Source organism: Lysinibacillus sp. 10T31, assembly GCF_056394365.1.
Window position 1 is genome coordinate 1 of sequence record NZ_JBFTHS010000030.1, and the last position, 15,628, is coordinate 15,628.

14 protein-coding genes are annotated in these 15,628 nt (G+C 36.7%); 2 read left to right on the plus strand and 12 right to left on the minus strand.

What is annotated here, in order from left to right:
• Positions 1-166: 166 nt before the first annotated feature.
• The 9 genes from AC1DCY_RS17290 to pepV all read right to left on the minus strand — a co-directional run bounded on the left by AC1DCY_RS17290 (position 167) and on the right by pepV (position 8,208).
• Positions 167-1,393, minus strand: coding sequence for a carboxylate--amine ligase (locus AC1DCY_RS17290; RefSeq protein ID WP_477352127.1), 1,227 nt, complete (start codon positions 1,391-1,393; stop codon positions 167-169).
• 63 nt (positions 1,394-1,456) lie between these two features.
• Positions 1,457-1,654, minus strand: a complete 198-nt coding sequence (locus AC1DCY_RS17295; protein WP_477352128.1) for a hypothetical protein — start codon at positions 1,652-1,654, stop codon at positions 1,457-1,459.
• A gap of 187 nt (positions 1,655-1,841) precedes the next feature.
• On the minus strand, positions 1,842-2,705 hold the full coding sequence (locus AC1DCY_RS17300; protein WP_477352130.1) for a YtnP family quorum-quenching lactonase: 864 nt from the start codon (positions 2,703-2,705) through the stop codon (positions 1,842-1,844).
• Between the two features lie 11 nt (positions 2,706-2,716).
• Positions 2,717-3,364: a tRNA (guanosine(46)-N7)-methyltransferase TrmB gene (trmB, locus tag AC1DCY_RS17305; RefSeq protein WP_477352132.1), complete on the minus strand. Its 648-nt coding sequence runs from the start codon at positions 3,362-3,364 to the stop codon at positions 2,717-2,719.
• 97 nt (positions 3,365-3,461) lie between these two features.
• A complete protein-coding gene (locus AC1DCY_RS17310; RefSeq protein ID WP_477352134.1) occupies positions 3,462-4,394 on the minus strand; it encodes a diacylglycerol/lipid kinase family protein in 933 nt (310 codons plus the stop codon).
• A 3-nt stretch (positions 4,395-4,397) separates the two neighbouring features.
• Entirely contained in the window at positions 4,398-5,402 is a 1,005-nt protein-coding gene (locus AC1DCY_RS17315) for a nuclease-related domain-containing protein (RefSeq protein WP_477352136.1), read from the minus strand.
• 22 nt (positions 5,403-5,424) lie between these two features.
• A complete protein-coding gene (locus AC1DCY_RS17320) occupies positions 5,425-5,763 on the minus strand; it encodes a hypothetical protein (RefSeq protein ID WP_477352138.1) in 339 nt (112 codons plus the stop codon).
• A gap of 156 nt (positions 5,764-5,919) precedes the next feature.
• On the minus strand, positions 5,920-6,774 hold the full coding sequence (dat, locus tag AC1DCY_RS17325; protein ID WP_477352140.1) for a D-amino-acid transaminase: 855 nt from the start codon (positions 6,772-6,774) through the stop codon (positions 5,920-5,922).
• A 27-nt stretch (positions 6,775-6,801) separates the two neighbouring features.
• Positions 6,802-8,208 (minus strand): dipeptidase PepV, encoded by a 1,407-nt coding sequence (gene pepV, locus AC1DCY_RS17330; RefSeq protein ID WP_477352142.1) that lies wholly within the window; start codon positions 8,206-8,208, stop codon positions 6,802-6,804.
• Between the two features lie 355 nt (positions 8,209-8,563).
• On the opposite strand from pepV, the gene AC1DCY_RS17335 reads away from it, so the two are divergent.
• Positions 8,564-8,785, plus strand: a complete 222-nt coding sequence (locus tag AC1DCY_RS17335; protein WP_049667439.1) for a DeoR family transcriptional regulator — start codon at positions 8,564-8,566, stop codon at positions 8,783-8,785.
• Between the two features lie 654 nt (positions 8,786-9,439).
• The gene (locus AC1DCY_RS17340; protein WP_477352144.1) at positions 9,440-10,615 is read left to right on the plus strand and encodes an MDR family MFS transporter; all 1,176 of its coding nucleotides are present in this window, start codon (positions 9,440-9,442) and stop codon (positions 10,613-10,615) included.
• Between the two features lie 302 nt (positions 10,616-10,917).
• Here AC1DCY_RS17340 and AC1DCY_RS17345 read toward each other — a convergent pair whose 3' ends face one another.
• The 3 genes from AC1DCY_RS17345 to AC1DCY_RS17355 all read right to left on the minus strand — a co-directional run bounded on the left by AC1DCY_RS17345 (position 10,918) and on the right by AC1DCY_RS17355 (position 14,943).
• The gene (locus AC1DCY_RS17345; RefSeq protein ID WP_477352146.1) at positions 10,918-12,432 is read right to left on the minus strand and encodes a GGDEF domain-containing protein; all 1,515 of its coding nucleotides are present in this window, start codon (positions 12,430-12,432) and stop codon (positions 10,918-10,920) included.
• A 174-nt stretch (positions 12,433-12,606) separates the two neighbouring features.
• Positions 12,607-13,320, minus strand: coding sequence for a pseudouridine synthase (locus tag AC1DCY_RS17350; RefSeq protein ID WP_477352148.1), 714 nt, complete (start codon positions 13,318-13,320; stop codon positions 12,607-12,609).
• A gap of 9 nt (positions 13,321-13,329) precedes the next feature.
• On the minus strand, positions 13,330-14,943 hold the full coding sequence (locus AC1DCY_RS17355; protein WP_477352150.1) for a putative polysaccharide biosynthesis protein: 1,614 nt from the start codon (positions 14,941-14,943) through the stop codon (positions 13,330-13,332).
• Positions 14,944-15,628 lie beyond the last annotated feature (685 nt).

Here is a 15,628-nt window from a genome sequence, read left to right on the forward strand (position 1 = left end):
GAGAAGTGAAAAGTTATATGATGTATTACAACCATTATCGAGGGCAATGGAACTTGAAAAAGCTGCCGCCTGCAAAATACAGACAGCAGCTTCAAAAAGTCGCCTAGCTTTTTTTCAAAATGTCCTTTACAAAGGGTACACTTTAATTTGAGATGGCTTCTTTGTTTTACTCAGTCAATCCTTTATTGTTGAAGTACTTTTTATATTTTCGATAATAATTTAAATTATTTAACGTTAGTTTCACCCAACGCTTCGCATTCATATCTTGATTAAAGTAAAGAGAGTTTGTATATTTCCCTTCACGAATTAATTTTTTCGCCTCTAGCTTAAGCTTTTCATTTGATGCATATTTGAAAAGAACGCCCTTAGGAATGATCATCCATAAATGCTTGTCCTGAACATAAGTTACTTCCTGTTCAATATTTAACATATGGTCATCAGCTACATATTTCATTAAATTATGACCACTTGCTGTTACATAATAACTAGAACGACCATTACGTAAGTTAATTTCAAACAACTTATACTGTTTGTCACGCATATCGTATTTCATATCGAAGTTAGCAAAGCCTGTATAACCGATGTCCTCTAAGAAGAAACGTACTTGATCCATTAATTCTTTATCGTATGTTGTAACAATCGCTGCATAACTACCGATTCCTTCAGGTGAATGCTCTTCTAAGATTGGGTTTCCTAGACACATTAGCTTCACTTTGCCATCTTTCCCTACATACGCATTTAATACACGCATGTACGAATCATCACCTGGAATGAATTCTTGAATAATCATTGTATCCTGATAAGTTGAGCTATAGATTGCTTTTAAAATAGCTGTTTTTTCCGCTTCATCATGTGCAACGAAAACTTTTTTCTTACCTGGGAATTTACATGCCCAGTATTCCACAGAGTTAGATGCCTTTAAAATAATTGGGTACTCAAATGGTGGTGTAAAGTTTTCGTAATTGTCTGCTGTTACAGTCGTCGTACCTGGATATTTAAAATCGTACTTATCACACATTTTATAGAAATTTTCTTTTAATAAAATTTCATCCATAAGTGATTCATCAATGTATGGTACTGTAAAATGCTCCTGCAATGCTGGCTTATTTTTGATAATAAGCTTTGCATAATCATCTCCACAAGCTAACAACAGTAGTTTTTTATCAGAATATTTTTTTGCGACCTTTGCAAGTGCAGGTGCAAATACATCCTGTTCATTTAAGCGATCAATCTCTTCGAAATTTATGATATGACTATCTTGCGTTGCCGTTAAATGTGAACGTCCTAATACAAGTGGTTTAATACCATATGCCTCATAAAATGCACGTGCCATACCATATGCATTCATATCTGATCCTAGTAATACTGGTAAAAATGGTTGTTCAGTTGCCATGTATATTTCAACTCTCTTTTGTGTTTTAGTATAGATTTTAGTGTATCATACTTTCCAAGATGTTCACGAAAAAAGTGTCAAAAAAATGGGGTAAAGATAATTAAGCTCTTCACCATAAGGTCTGGTTGATTTCCGTTCCGGCTTGGCGCTTTGTTGCTGACGCTTCGCTTTCGCACAGAGCAAAGCTTCCTGGGGGCGTCCGATGAGCCGCTTCACTCGCGTTGCTCGCTCCAGGGTCTCATCTGTGACGCTGATCCCCAAGGAGTCGCCCAGCCTCCACTCCAATCAACCTTTTCACATAGAATGTATCTTACGACTTGTCACTCTAATTTATAGTAATAAAACAAAATTTCAGCAATGTTTTACCTGTGCGACAGCAACAATTGCTTTTATATATGAAAACATAATAAAAAACGTGCGAACACATAAGGTTCACACGTTCTATTAATTAGAATGTAATAACAGCTTGTCTGCTACGTTCTAACTTATCTACAATTTCTTTACCTGTTTCATCCCATTTAATCATGCGGTAATACGCATCATGGTAGAAGATAAAGCCGTAGCCATTCGCAAGTGCTTCTTTCATTATACGTTCCTTCGCATAGACACTCGTCATTGGATAATCGTCATACGCTAAAACCCATAATGGATTTTGATGTGCATGTGTCGGCATAATATCCGCCATATGCAATAATACCTCGCCATTTTGAGTCAATTTTATAATGGCATGTCCATCACTATGACCACCCGTATGGATCATTTCAATCCCAGGAGCTACTTCTAACGTACCTTCATACGTTTCAATTAAGTGCTGAACTGGCTCCCAGTTTTCTTTCCAATACGTATTTTTCGAGCGAATATTTGGCTCACGCATTTCATCCCACTCGATTTTCGTTACAAAGATTTTTGCATTCGGAAATGTTGGTACAAGTACATCATCTTCCCATTGCGTTAGACCGCCAGCATGGTCAAAATGTAAATGCGTCATTAATACTACATCAATATCAGCTGTTGTTAATCCTAGCTCCTGTAAGCTAGCCGCTAATGTTGATTCCTCAGTAACCCCAAAGTTACGTAGCTGTTTTTCATTTAATTTGTTAAAGCCAACGCCTGTATCAACAATATAGTTTTTACCTTCATACTGAATTAATATTGGTTCAGTTGGTAACTCGATTTGATTTTTTTCGTTGACTGGATATTTGCGTGACCAAAGTGGTTTTGGTACAACACCAAACATTGCACCGCCATCAAGGCAAGTGACACCCCCGTTTAGCCATGATAATGACATTTTGTGAAACTTTAACTCATCCATCCATACTCCCCCTATTTAGTAAAGAATTGCGATTCTAGACGATAAATTGGCTGTCCTTTAGCAGAAAATTTCTGCTCATATTCAGTCATAACATTATCCTCAGGCATATTCGCATGTAGGTCGAGTGATACATACTTAAGTAACATACCATATTCAGACATACTCATTAATGAATACTCAAACAAACCACGGTTGTCCGTTTTAAAATGGATTTCCCCCTCATCCACTAAAATCGACTCATATAATTTCAAAAAATCCCCGTGCATTAAACGTCGCTTAGCATGGCGCGTTTTCGGCCAAGGATCTGAGAAATTCAGATACACACGCTCTACATCATTTTTCCCAAAATATTTATATAAATCTGCGCCATTTACTTTTAATAATCGTAAATTCGCTGGAGATTTAGCCTCTAAAATTTTTTCTAATGCACAAACAATTACACTGTCATAAAGCTCGATGCCAATATAATTTATATCCGGATTTTGTAAGGCCATACCTGTGACAAATTGACCTTTCCCAGTACCTACTTCAATATGTAATGGGTTGTCATTTCCGAAAACAGCCTGCCAATTCCCTTTAAAGTCTTCAGGATTTGGAACAATCACCTCTGGATGATTCGTAATCATTTCCTCCGCCCAAGGCTTATTTCTTAATCTCAATTTTTTTCCTCATTTCTTTCTCGTGAAATTATTAATTTTTTATAGTATAACGTATTACCATAAAATTCGCATGAAATTATTGCGAAATTCCATTTTTTCACTGACTTTTTGATATAACCTGCCAAGCCTCACGTTGCACTGTACAATGAATCCACATTCCCTCTTTAATTTCTCCGATATAATTACCATCCGTATGAGCATCAACGTTATTTGCGTGCACGAAAATATTAAATTGATTGCCTTGTAAAAAAGTAATCTCTTTAAATTTTGTATGCTTTTCAAAAAACACCGTGACAAAAACTAGTAGCAATTTAAGTCGTGAAATACCGTGAACGATTGTTATTTCGACTTGTCCATCATCAGGTTTAGAAGATGGGGAAATTTTCATCCCCCCTCCGAAATAAGGTTGATTGCTCATCGCAACAAACCATGCCTGCTTAAATTGCCATTCTTGATTGTTTGTACGAATAGTTACATCAAAGCATCTAAAGCTAAATAGCCCTCTTACAACAGCCGCAGCATAGGATAGCTTACCGAGCCCTATTTTATTGAGATAAAACTTTAAACGGGATTTATTAATACGCTTTGTGACAAATGCATCAAAGCCCACACCAGCATTATTGACAAATATTTCGTGCTGCTGATCTCCAAATTGAACGACACCAACATTCATTGGAAGGTTAGCCATTTCTCTTTGTATATAGCTTTCAATTTGATTAGCATTTTGAAATGTAGTAAAGTATCGTGCGAAATCATTGCCAGATCCAGCACGAACTACACCAATAACTATAAATTTATTATGTACAACGCCACTAACAACCTCATGTATTGTGCCGTCACCGCCAACAATAACAATTAATTTTTTTGTTTGAGCATCTTGCGCCCAATTTCTTGCAAGTTCCTGTCCATGCCCCTCATATTCTGTATAGGCGACTTCATAGTTCATTGTTAAATGCTGTTGAAGTTGATGCCAAACTTTCTTACCTTTGCCGTGCCCTGCTGCTTCATTTACAATAAATAACACTTGCATTCATTAGTCTCCTGCTGGCTGAGAAGATTGCTTCCAAATATCTCGATTAAAGGATGTTGTTTGTACGTTGTTTAAAATTGTTTGAGAAGCACGAATTTGCATATGCTTCATAGGAGAGGATACTTTCTTTAAATGCTCCATCCACTCCCCATAATTTCGACGATCAACAAATTGAATTCCGTAAGGTGACCCTGGATAATCGAAATAGCCATTCTGTGTTAAAATAACCTTGCGAATCGGCATACTTATATTTTCCTGCATAAATAATTGAGTTAATACAGACTCCATGCGATTTAAACTTATCATTGGATTAAGGACTTTTGAATCCTTCGTCCCTACTTTTTTAATCCAGAATCGCTCACTACCTCCCACATAAACGGCTTGATTTTCTGCTTCTAGCACTGTTATACAAATACATTCTGTCGGTGACATTAGTACGACATCAAGTTCTATGGGTGCTTTTCTAATTTGCAAAATAGGATAGTAAAAAAGTAAATAATTATCTGGTAATTTTTGTAATAAATTTCGCAACAAGGGGTCACGCATAAAACGAGGGTCTACATACGATTTTTCACGTAATGTTGAACTTGCCCATTTCATTTGGAAATGGAAAAATTGATCGATAAACATTCGTTTTAATTCATGAATAGATTGTGGTGCATAGACAATTTTTGGTTCAAAAATTAAAGTCGTTTCTTCTTCTGGTATAATATCTTCATCACTCACTAGTTCATTCGATATTTCTATCTGTTCAACGTCCTCATTTTCTTCCTTCTGACGACCTGCAAATATTTTTTTAAATAAAGAGAATCTCTCTTTTTCTGCGAAGGAATCATTTTCTGAATCGTCGTCGGTATGTTGCCATTCACTAATTTCTTCTCCTAGCTCCCACTGTCGCTTAACACGCTCCCATTGACTTTTCTTTAAGCGTACAAATTGTGTCGGATATCTCGCTAAATCAATTTGATAGCGTGAAATATAATCTTGTAATTTCACCAATTGTGCCATGTTAAGGTCACTCCAATCTTACTCACTCTATATCTAATTTGCTAATTTCCCCACTACTGCTTGGAAAGCAAACCGAAGTATCAATTTTCTCCTTGGCGTAATTGTAGTTGTTGTTGCTGCCGCTTCGCTTTCGCACAGACATAAAACATTTGTTGCTGTCGCTTCGCTTTCGCACAGAAAACAGTTGTTGCTGCCGCTTCGCTTTCGCACAGACATAAAACAGTTGTTGCTGCCGCTTCGCTTTCGCACAGACATAAAACATTTGTTGCTGCCGCTTCGCTTTCGCACAGAAAACAGTTGTTGCTTTGCTTTCGCCACAAATACCATTACTTAATGAAGATAAATAGACATTTGCATTCATTACATCGACATATGCTCTTTTACTTTAAATTCCGATAGTAATTATTTTGTAGTCATCTTATTTATTTTACATGACGTTTCAGGATAAAACATCCATAATTTGCTCTATAGAAAAAGAGAACTACCCAAATTCAAGGTAGTTCTCTAAATGATTTATTTATTTCGTATTAATAGAAAGGGGTAATTTCGCTTCGAATACTTGCTGTAATTTACGAGTCCATTCACCCGGAACTCCAGCACCAATTTTGTTTCCATCAACATCGATAACAGGTGTTACTTCAGAAGATACAGATGACACAATTACCTCATCCATTGTTAATACATCAGCCTTCGTCATTGGTTCTTCAATAACTGGTAAATTAATTTCCTCAGCACATTTCAAAATAACTTGGCGTGTAATTCCGTTTAAAATGAAGTTATTTGCAGGGTGTGTATAAAGCTTACCATCTTTAATGCCGTAAACATTTGCTGATGAACATTCAGTTACGATGTCACCACGATGTAAAATAGCTTCGTAGCAGCCTTTTTCAGATGCTTCCTGTTTTGCCAATACAGCACCTAATAAATTTAATGATTTAATGTCACAACGTAACCAGCGAATATCCTCTACGAAGGTAGCCTTAACACCTTTTTCAAAGTTTTCATATGAACGCTCGCCAGCTTTAACATTCCCTGTTAATACAGCTGGAACACTTGCATCAGGGAAAATATGGTTGCGCGAAGTTGTACCACGTGTAATTTGGAAGTAAACATGACCCGTTTCCAAATTATTTTTTTCGATAAGTTCATGTAATAATTTGTGTAATACGTCTTTAGTATAAGGAATGACAAGACGAATTTTTTCGGCACTCGCATAGAAACGATCAATGTGTTCTTGTGCTGTGAACATGTTTCCGTTATAAACTTTAATTACTTCATAAATACCGTCACCAAATTGGTAACCTCTGTCTTCTTGAGATATTGCAATTGATCCTTCTTCAACGATTTGATCATTCCATAATGAATATGCCATGTTTCGTTCATCCTTTTCATATCTAATTTATTTGTTTCCTGCAAGTTCAACAATTGCTTCAGCATAAATAGCTGTTGCTTTTATGAGATTTTCAATAACGACAAACTCATCCGCACGATGCGCTACGTCAGGTTCACCCGGGAACAGCATGCCAAATGCCACACCTTTTTTCATCACACGTGCATACGTACCACCACCTGTAGAAAGTAAAGGCGTTTCATAATCTCCAGTTTGACGTCTATAAATATCTGCTAAAGTTTGGATAAATGCATCGTCCTCGCTTACATAATGAGGCTTTGAGTCATCTTGAATATCCAATGAAAATCCTTTTGCCACAGCTAAGCGTTGTGCTTCCGTGATTTTTTCATCAAAAGGATATGTGACAGAATAGCGCATGCTAATTACCATGCTGCCACCTTTAGCCACATCATAAGTTACAATGCCTGGATTCAATGTAGTTTTACCAGACATTTCGTCCTCAAATTGTAAATCAAGCTTGTTGCCATAATGATCTTGATAAAAAACATCTGCGGTAAAGTCGACAAATTGTTTACTTGCCTCTGTCGTCAACTCTTGTTGTAAAAATGCTGTAAGATAAACAGCTGCATTGACACCTTTTTCCGGCTCCATTGCATGGGCTGCCTTACCTTTGATAGTTATTATATAGCGAGAACCCTCGATTAATAAAGAGCCTTCTAGCTGATTTTTGCTTAAAAATGTGTGAAAATTCTGTTCGAACTGTGGGGAAACAAACTGTACTGTTGCTTTTGCAAAATCAGGTACCATATTTGGTCGCTTTCCAGCATTAAATAGTAATAGCTGTTCTTTCGAAGCATCGCCTGTTTTATTTTGAGAGAACACTAGCTCTGCAATGCCTTTTTCAGCATTGATGAGCGGGAAATCCGCATCTGGTGCAAATCCAATCGTCGGCATTTCCTCATGTTTAAAATAGTGGTCGACACAGCGGAAGCCTGTTTCTTCATCCGTTCCAATAATCATACGTATTCTTTTATTAAGCTCAATGCCTGCATCTTTGACAAGTTTCATGGCCATCCATGCCGCAATTGTTGGGCCTTTATCATCTATTGCGCCACGAGCAAATAGCTTGCCATCTGCTACAGTGCCGCTAAAGGGTGGGTATGTCCAATCTGTTTCATCACCAACTGGTACTACGTCAACATGACATAAAATACCTAATAAATCATCGCCTTCACCCATCTGTATGTGACCTGCATAATTATCAATATTTTTAGTTTGCAGTCCTTCAGCTTGGCCCTTTGCTAATAACCATTCAAGAGCCTTTAGTGGACCATCACCAAAAGGTACTTCAGTAGTGATCGTATTTTCATCGAGAACACTATTAATTTGCACAAGCTCCTGTAACTCTTGTATCAATTCATCTTGCCTTTCCTTTGCAGCTTGTAACCAATCCATACGATGTACCTCCTTCAATGTATTAACATTATTCTACTCTTTACAACATAAATTACAATCATCTTCCTGACAACTTTTCTAAATCTTACTTTGAACACTACCACATATAGCACGTATTTCACTTATTCCCACAAAATACAGTGAAAATTTTATGTCTTAATTGTAAATTTCCCTTGCATTCACTAGAAAATTGACTAGCTTTTCTATATAATGAAGTTATCAGAATAATTTTTCTGAATATAAAATTAGAAAAGGGGATGTCTAAGGCAGCTACTTATAAGCCTAAGTGCACTCCGCACATATTGTCGTCCGCTAGTCTTTGCCAAGAGAATTAAGATGAAGGAGTGGTTCATTTATGAAACCAACTACTGATCGAATGCTTAATCGTATTAAAGACGTGTACATGTTTATTTTAGACAAAGGAACCGTGTCTACACAGGATTTAGTCGAAGAGTTTAGTATCACTCCTCGCACCGTTCAAAGAGATTTGAACGTGTTAGCCTTTAACGATTTGGTGATGAGTCCAAGTCGAGGCAAATGGACAACGACGAAGAAAAAAGTAAAATTGACGTCTTAGTTTTTACGTGTAACACGTAAAGCATTTTGTATGGGAAAAGAATGACCTTTCGTCGTGGTCATTCTTTTTTTGTTTTCTACTATTTTTTGATTCCTCACAATTTCTCAAACTTCCAAGTAAATTACCTCTCAAAAGATTGCGATTACTTTTATTTCCACTAATCATGAAATTCATTATTTATGGTATTCATCATCAAAAATTGAGGATAACATTATTTTAAAAGTATGCCATGTATATAAGTTGATCTTCGTTCCGACTGGGCGACTCCTTGGGGATCAGCGATAGAGGAACGAAGGCTAAAATCATCACATCCTGTGATAACACCTTCGTGACCAACATCCTGGCTGCCGCTACGTTGCACTACGCTTTCGCGCAAAAAACATCTGTTGCCCCAAGCGGCTCATCGGACGCCCCCAGGAAGCTTTGCTCTGTGCGAAAGCGTAGCGACAGCAACAAAGCGCCTAGTCGGAACGGAAATCAACAACACGTTATGGTGATGAACCTTATTTATGCAAAACCCTTTATTTGCTAACAGTTCATGTATTTTTATAACATTCGTTTTCTCAGCGTTACTTTCAAATGTTTTTTGACTATTTACAATTGATTAACAATCCGTTAAAATCGAAACATTCTACATTTTGAGAGGAGGATTCTATGAAACTTTCCAAATTGTTTCATCCGCTAGTTTGGATTATTTTAGGGGGAACCATTTTCACACGTATTGCAAGTTTTATGGCGATGCCCTTTTTAGCAATTTACTTACATAATGAGATTGAAGCATCCCCTTTACAGATAGGTTTGACAATTGGTATTGCACCGTTAATCTCCACTGTAGGAGGGTTCTTTGGTGGTTATTTAACTGACCGATTTGGTAGAAAAAACGTCATTTTGCTTACCATTATAGTTTGGAGCATTGTGTTCTTTGGCTTTGCAACAGCACAAACGATTTGGTTCTTTGTTGCATTGAACGCCCTTAATGGCTTATGTCGCTCCTTCTTCGAACCCTCAACACAGGCATTAATGATTGATTTTACTCCTGCTGACAAACGAAAAAGATTATTTTCGTTTCGTTACACAGCCATTAACATCGCCGCTGTTATCGGTCCTATTATTGGTGTTTATATTTCTCAATTGTCCAGCCCAAGTATTCCATTCATGCTGACAGGGACTATGTATATTATTTACGCCGTATTTTTATTTTTCGTTTTAAATCGCTATGAAATGCAACAACCAAAAGCTTCAACACCAACTAAAATACTGCAAACCTTTACGATTCTATTAACAAATCGTGTACTACTAAGCTTTATTTTTGGGGCAATTTTAATAAATATTGGCTACTCTCAATTTGATTCAACATTGCCACAAATCATTGAACTTAAAATTGAAGATGGTACCAAGCTATATTCTCTACTTATCTCGCTAAATGCAGCAGTTGTGTTATTACTACAATTACCAATCAGTATACTTTCAGAACGTTTTTCATCGACAGCTACTCTATTAGTAGGGATTCTGTTTTTCGCGTTTGGTCTTTTATTATTCGGCTTCTCAAATAACTATCCGTTATATATTATTGCTATGATTATATTCACGATTGGTGAAATTTTTGCCTTTCCGACTATGAATGTCATGATTGATGAAATTGCGCCCGATACACAAAAGGGAACCTATTTAGGAGCAGCTCAATTTAAAAATTTAGGGGGCTTTATTGGACCAATTATTGGTGGGTGGTTGCTAACACATTATATGAACGCAATGTTTCCGGTCATAGCTGTTCTAGTTTTATGCAGTTGTATATTTTATAGATCAAAGTTTAAGCCGCAACAGGAATAAAGTGCTCATCACCATAACGTGTGGTTGATTTCCCTTCCGACTGCGCTTTCCTGGGGTCGTCCGATGAGCCGCTAGGGCCCAAGCAGATGTTTTTGCGCGAAAGCGTAGCCCAATAAAATGAATAATAAGGCTTTTACGGGATTTAACTTCAGACAAAAAATCGCTCCATTTCTATAAGCAAATCTCAAGCATATCAATTATGCCTCGGCATAATTGCCTCCGGAGGCTTTAACTTCTTGCTTGGACTCACAGATAGAAATGGAGCGAGCATATAGTTTTATCCTTAAAAATTTGAAGTGGTTTTAGCTTTCTTCATTAGCAGGAGCCTCTACATAACTGGTGTATTGGTCTTTACCAGCATTTTTCGATTGATACAACGCCTTATCTGCACGCTCAAATAAACTTCTTTCTGACTCATCTGGATGAATGCAAATAGCACCACCCATACTGACTGAAAGTACAGACCATCTATCAATAGAAACTTTATCCTCATACTTCAAGTGATGAATTTTCTCTAAAATAGAATTCGCTAATTTTTCCATATGTTCATCCTTCGTATCATATAAAACAATTGCAAATTCATCTCCACCAAATCTTACGACAAATCCATTTTTTCCTACTTCTTGTATTAAAGTTCTTGCTGTTTCAATCAGAATTTTATCACCTTCAACATGTCCATACTGATCATTTACTTGTTTAAAATTATCTAAATCTAACAGTAATAAACCAGGTTGATTCGTCTTCCTTTGTCTTAATAACTTATCCATTTTTCTAATATAGGTAGCACGATTATAAACATTTGTTAAAGGATCATATGTTGCAAGATGAATCGTTTTGGAAAGGAGTTTGTTGATGACTAATAACATGATGAAAGAAGTTACTAAGGCAATACCAAGCAAAACTCGAAACTGCTTTGTATTTTTAGTTAGCGCTCTTATTTCTGTGAAATTACCATATTTCACATATACCACTCTTTTAGAGGATTCTCCTCGAACCGCTTCAGCTTCGTATGGTAAAAAACGGTGCCTTTCAATATAACCATTTTTAAACTCCTTTTGATATTCCGTTGGCTTCATCGTTTTTCTGGCTAGCTCAAAATGCTCTTTAAACATTTTCGATTGATCATTTACAGTGATATCACGAGATTTAGAATCATTAAAGAAAACCCCTCCCGCATTTATCGTTTGTACTTCTAACAAATCATCATATTTATCAATTAGATAGTCAGCAGTCTTGGCGAAGTTAAAAGTTTGGAATACAGGATCTTCAAGTAAGTCTATACCTACCTCGAATAAATATTTCTTGTCAGGCGTTGCTAAATAGCCAAATTTTCGATATCCCCCAGTCGTTGTTGAAATATCTATACCGTCAGTGTAATATTGCCCACTTGCTCGACGTTTGTCTAGTAAAGTAGAAAAACGGTGGCAACATTGAGAAAAATTTAAACCTTTATCTTTTTCAAAAGTTGTATAAATTACGGTATTTGATTGGTCGAGTATGTACACATCCATTCCATTTTCGCTTTTTATTTTCTGTAAATCCCACTTCGCTATATATGGATTTTCTTTATAATAAGCAATTAGTTTTCGTAGTACTCCTTCCATTTTGTCAGAGAGATTTTTATCAAAATAAAAATGTGCATTATCTACAGATTGCATATCTGTCAGAATATGATTTTCAATTAATGTTCTATTCATGACTTCTTGTTTTTTTATATCCTCAGTAAGTATTTGCCTATTCACATAAGAGATTACAGCGACGAGTATTAATGCAAAGGCAATTAAAGATATTAATAATTTAATTCTTAGGTTTTTCATTAACTTGTCCTCTACTTATTTTCACCATCATATTTTCTGAAACATTTAGAGATTTATGAGTACGATAGACTAAATGGCTTTTCACCAAAAGTTATACCAATTATACAATTATTGGTATAAGTATGTATATAAAAAATGCCTCGATACTAATCATCGTTAGTATCGAGGAACTCTTTAATCCCTATTTTGTATGCAGGCAAGCTCTTCAGCCGTTAATTCTCGATATTCTCCCAATTCTAAACTGTCATCTAGCTTTAGGCTACCCATAGATAGGCGTTTTAAATACGTTACACGTTTACCAACAGCCTCAAACATACGCTTCACCTGATGAAACTTACCTTCTTGAATCGTTAACTCAATTTCTGATTGCTGAGCAGATTTTAATATGATGAGCTCTCCTGGCTTTGTTACATAACCATCGTCTAACTCAACACCTTGAGCAAATTTCTCACAATCTTCCTCTGTCACAATTCCTTCTATTTGTGCATAGTAAATCTTCGGCACATGTTTCTTAGGAGACAATAAATTATGTGCTAATATGCCATCATTTGTTATCAACAATAATCCCTCTGTATCTTTATCTAGGCGACCTACAGGGAATGGTTGGAAATGTTGATGTAAAGGATCTAACAAATCGATGACGGTTTCATCTCGTAAATCTTCCGTTGCAGAAATAACTCCAGGAGGCTTATTCATCATAAAGTATACAAATTCTGTATAGTTCACACGTTCACCAAATACGGAGATCTCCTGCTTGTCAGGATCAACATGTAATGCTGCATCCTTCGCATATGCGCCATCTACTGTCACTGCTTTTTGCTTTAGAAGCTGCTTAACTTCCTTGCGTGACCCGTAACCCATATTCGACAGTAATTTATCTAAACGCATTAGTACCTCCTATTTAATTCCCAGTTTGTTCGTAATTCTTGTCAATCGTTCACCGAGAAGCTTTTGTGCTAAGCCTAGGCGTAAAGACAAATAGCCATATACCGCTACACCGACTCCAGCACAAATAACAGAATAAACTAATGCAGAGAATTTACCACTTACTGGTCCCATTAATAACACTAAAAGTTTATGAACGATTAGGACACTTACCGCCATTGCCGCTGTCAAAAGAGAAATGAGCATGACACGACGAATAACCATTTCTGATTTGTAGTTCAGTGTTTTTCGTAGCACAAGCATATTAATGATAATTGAAACACTATAGCCAATAGCTGTAGCAAGAAGTGCGCCATCTGCCTCCATCCAACGAATTAAAGGAATGTTAATTGCAAGCTTGACTAAAATTCCAGTTAATAAGCTTAGGACAATCCACTTTTGGAAGTCAATGCCCTGTAAAAGAGCTGCTGTCACTTGGAATAATGCAAATAAAATAGCAACAGGTGCATAATGGGCTAAAATCATAGCCCCCATCTCGCTTTCAGTATAGAGCATAAAGTAAATTTCATTCGATAATAATGAAATTCCAACTACCGCAGGCAATGTAATAAAAATTAATATTTGATATGTTTTATCCATTGCATGTCGTAGCGATAAATATTCACCTTGCGTAAAGTACTTTGTAATCGTCGGTACTAGTGCCGACGAAAAACCTGTAGCTAACATTACTGGGATAATGACAACCTTCTGTGTTGTAAAGTTAATCATTGATAAATACTTATCCGTTACTTCCGCTAAGCCTATAGATATCATAGCTCCATTAAATGTTAGCATATCTACTAATTGGAACAACGGATTGGCTACGCCTACAAATACCATTGGAATTGAATACGTAATTACTTCTTTATATATGTTGGACATTGGTAGCTGTGTAGACGTCACACTTTGACTGCGTAGTAAATCAAATTCAGGTTGATATTTCTTCCAATAATAATAAAGTACTAGCAACCCACCAATTGCCCCAATAAAGGCAGCAAATACTGCAAAGGAAACAGCTGTTTCTGGTTTCCCTTTGAAAACTACTACAACTAAGAATGAACCACCCAATAACACAACAATACGAACAATTTGCTCAACTAACTGAGAAATCGCTGTAGGCTCCATTTTGTCATAGCCTTGGAAAAATCCACGCCAGAGACTCATAAATGGCACGACAATTAACGCAAAGCTAACCCAACGAATAACCGAAGCTATTTGCTCTACCGTAAATGCCTGATCATCACTTTTAATAACAAGCCCCGCTATTGGCGTAGCTAGCGCAAAAAGGAAAATAAACGCCGCTAACCCCGTACACAGCATTATAAGTATGCCTGATTTCATAAGTTTGCGGCCTGATTGATAATCACCCATTGCATTGTATTTAGAAACAAACTTGGATACAGCAATTGGCGCACCTGAGATGGCTACTGCTAGCATAATCGAGTAGGGAATATATGCATATTGATAGAGGGCAACATTTTCCTCACCTACAATCGCATAAAACGGAAAAATATAAATTAATCCGAGCACCTTCGATAAAAACATTCCCATTGTTAATATCGCGGTACCTTTCATTAAATTGGACATCGTACCCATCCATTCATCGTAAAATCAATATTTTCATTACTTTAACACTTATGAAATATTTGCTGTTAAAGGTTCTTGTTTTAGTACAAGCAGAGCAGTCGTTTTTCAAAACATTCGAGGTTTAACCTGCTTCTTGAGCAGTTCTTTCTGTTTCTCTAGTACTTTTACTGAGTACCTGAGAGATTTCTTCCTCTACCCGAGCACTTTCACAGGATTGTTTTAAACGCTGTCATATCAATTATGCCTCGGCAAAATTGCGTCCGGAATCGGCTTTGTGCTTAGACCTGCAGATGTTTTTTCGCGAAAGCGAAACGTCAGCGCCAGATGTTTTTTTGTGTAGCACAGTGCTAACGTAGAGTCAGCAACGTGTTTTATCTGTGCGAAAGCGAAGCGGCAAGATGTTGGTTACTCAGTCGTTACCACAGGACGTGGCGTTCTTAGACTAAGTTCCTCTATTTCAGCGGATGTTTAAACACTCTCTGAAAGAAGTTAAAAAATAGCTTTCTTTTACTGTTCAAACCATAATACTACCGCCAACAAAATTCAGCAAAACAACAAGAAAGCACATCATCGCAAAATATTAAATAAGTAAACCAATTGTAATCTTAACATATTTATAGGTATACAGACGCAGAAATACATTAAAAAGTTCTTGAAGCTCCATAAAAAAATAGAGACTGTGTCC

Bases quoted from the DNA above. Each gene is read 5' to 3' on its own strand.
- AC1DCY_RS17290 (WP_477352127.1), bottom strand. From the start codon at position 1,393: ATGGCAACTGAACAACCATTTTTACCAGTATTACTAGGATCAGATATG.
- AC1DCY_RS17300 (WP_477352130.1), bottom strand. From the start codon at position 2,705: ATGGATGAGTTAAAGTTTCACAAAATGTCATTATCATGGCTAAACGGG.
- AC1DCY_RS17310 (WP_477352134.1), bottom strand. From the start codon at position 4,394: ATGCAAGTGTTATTTATTGTAAATGAAGCAGCAGGGCACGGCAAAGGT.
- AC1DCY_RS17315 (WP_477352136.1), bottom strand. From the start codon at position 5,402: ATGGCACAATTGGTGAAATTACAAGATTATATTTCACGCTATCAAATT.
- AC1DCY_RS17320 (WP_477352138.1), bottom strand. From the start codon at position 5,763: ATGAATGCAAATGTCTATTTATCTTCATTAAGTAATGGTATTTGTGGC.
- dat (WP_477352140.1), bottom strand. From the start codon at position 6,774: ATGGCATATTCATTATGGAATGATCAAATCGTTGAAGAAGGATCAATT.
- pepV (WP_477352142.1), bottom strand. From the start codon at position 8,208: ATGGATTGGTTACAAGCTGCAAAGGAAAGGCAAGATGAATTGATACAA.
- AC1DCY_RS17335 (WP_049667439.1), top strand. From the start codon at position 8,564: ATGAAACCAACTACTGATCGAATGCTTAATCGTATTAAAGACGTGTAC.
- AC1DCY_RS17340 (WP_477352144.1), top strand. From the start codon at position 9,440: ATGAAACTTTCCAAATTGTTTCATCCGCTAGTTTGGATTATTTTAGGG.
- AC1DCY_RS17345 (WP_477352146.1), bottom strand. From the start codon at position 12,432: ATGAAAAACCTAAGAATTAAATTATTAATATCTTTAATTGCCTTTGCA.
- AC1DCY_RS17350 (WP_477352148.1), bottom strand. From the start codon at position 13,320: ATGCGTTTAGATAAATTACTGTCGAATATGGGTTACGGGTCACGCAAG.
- AC1DCY_RS17355 (WP_477352150.1), bottom strand. From the start codon at position 14,943: ATGTCCAATTTAATGAAAGGTACCGCGATATTAACAATGGGAATGTTT.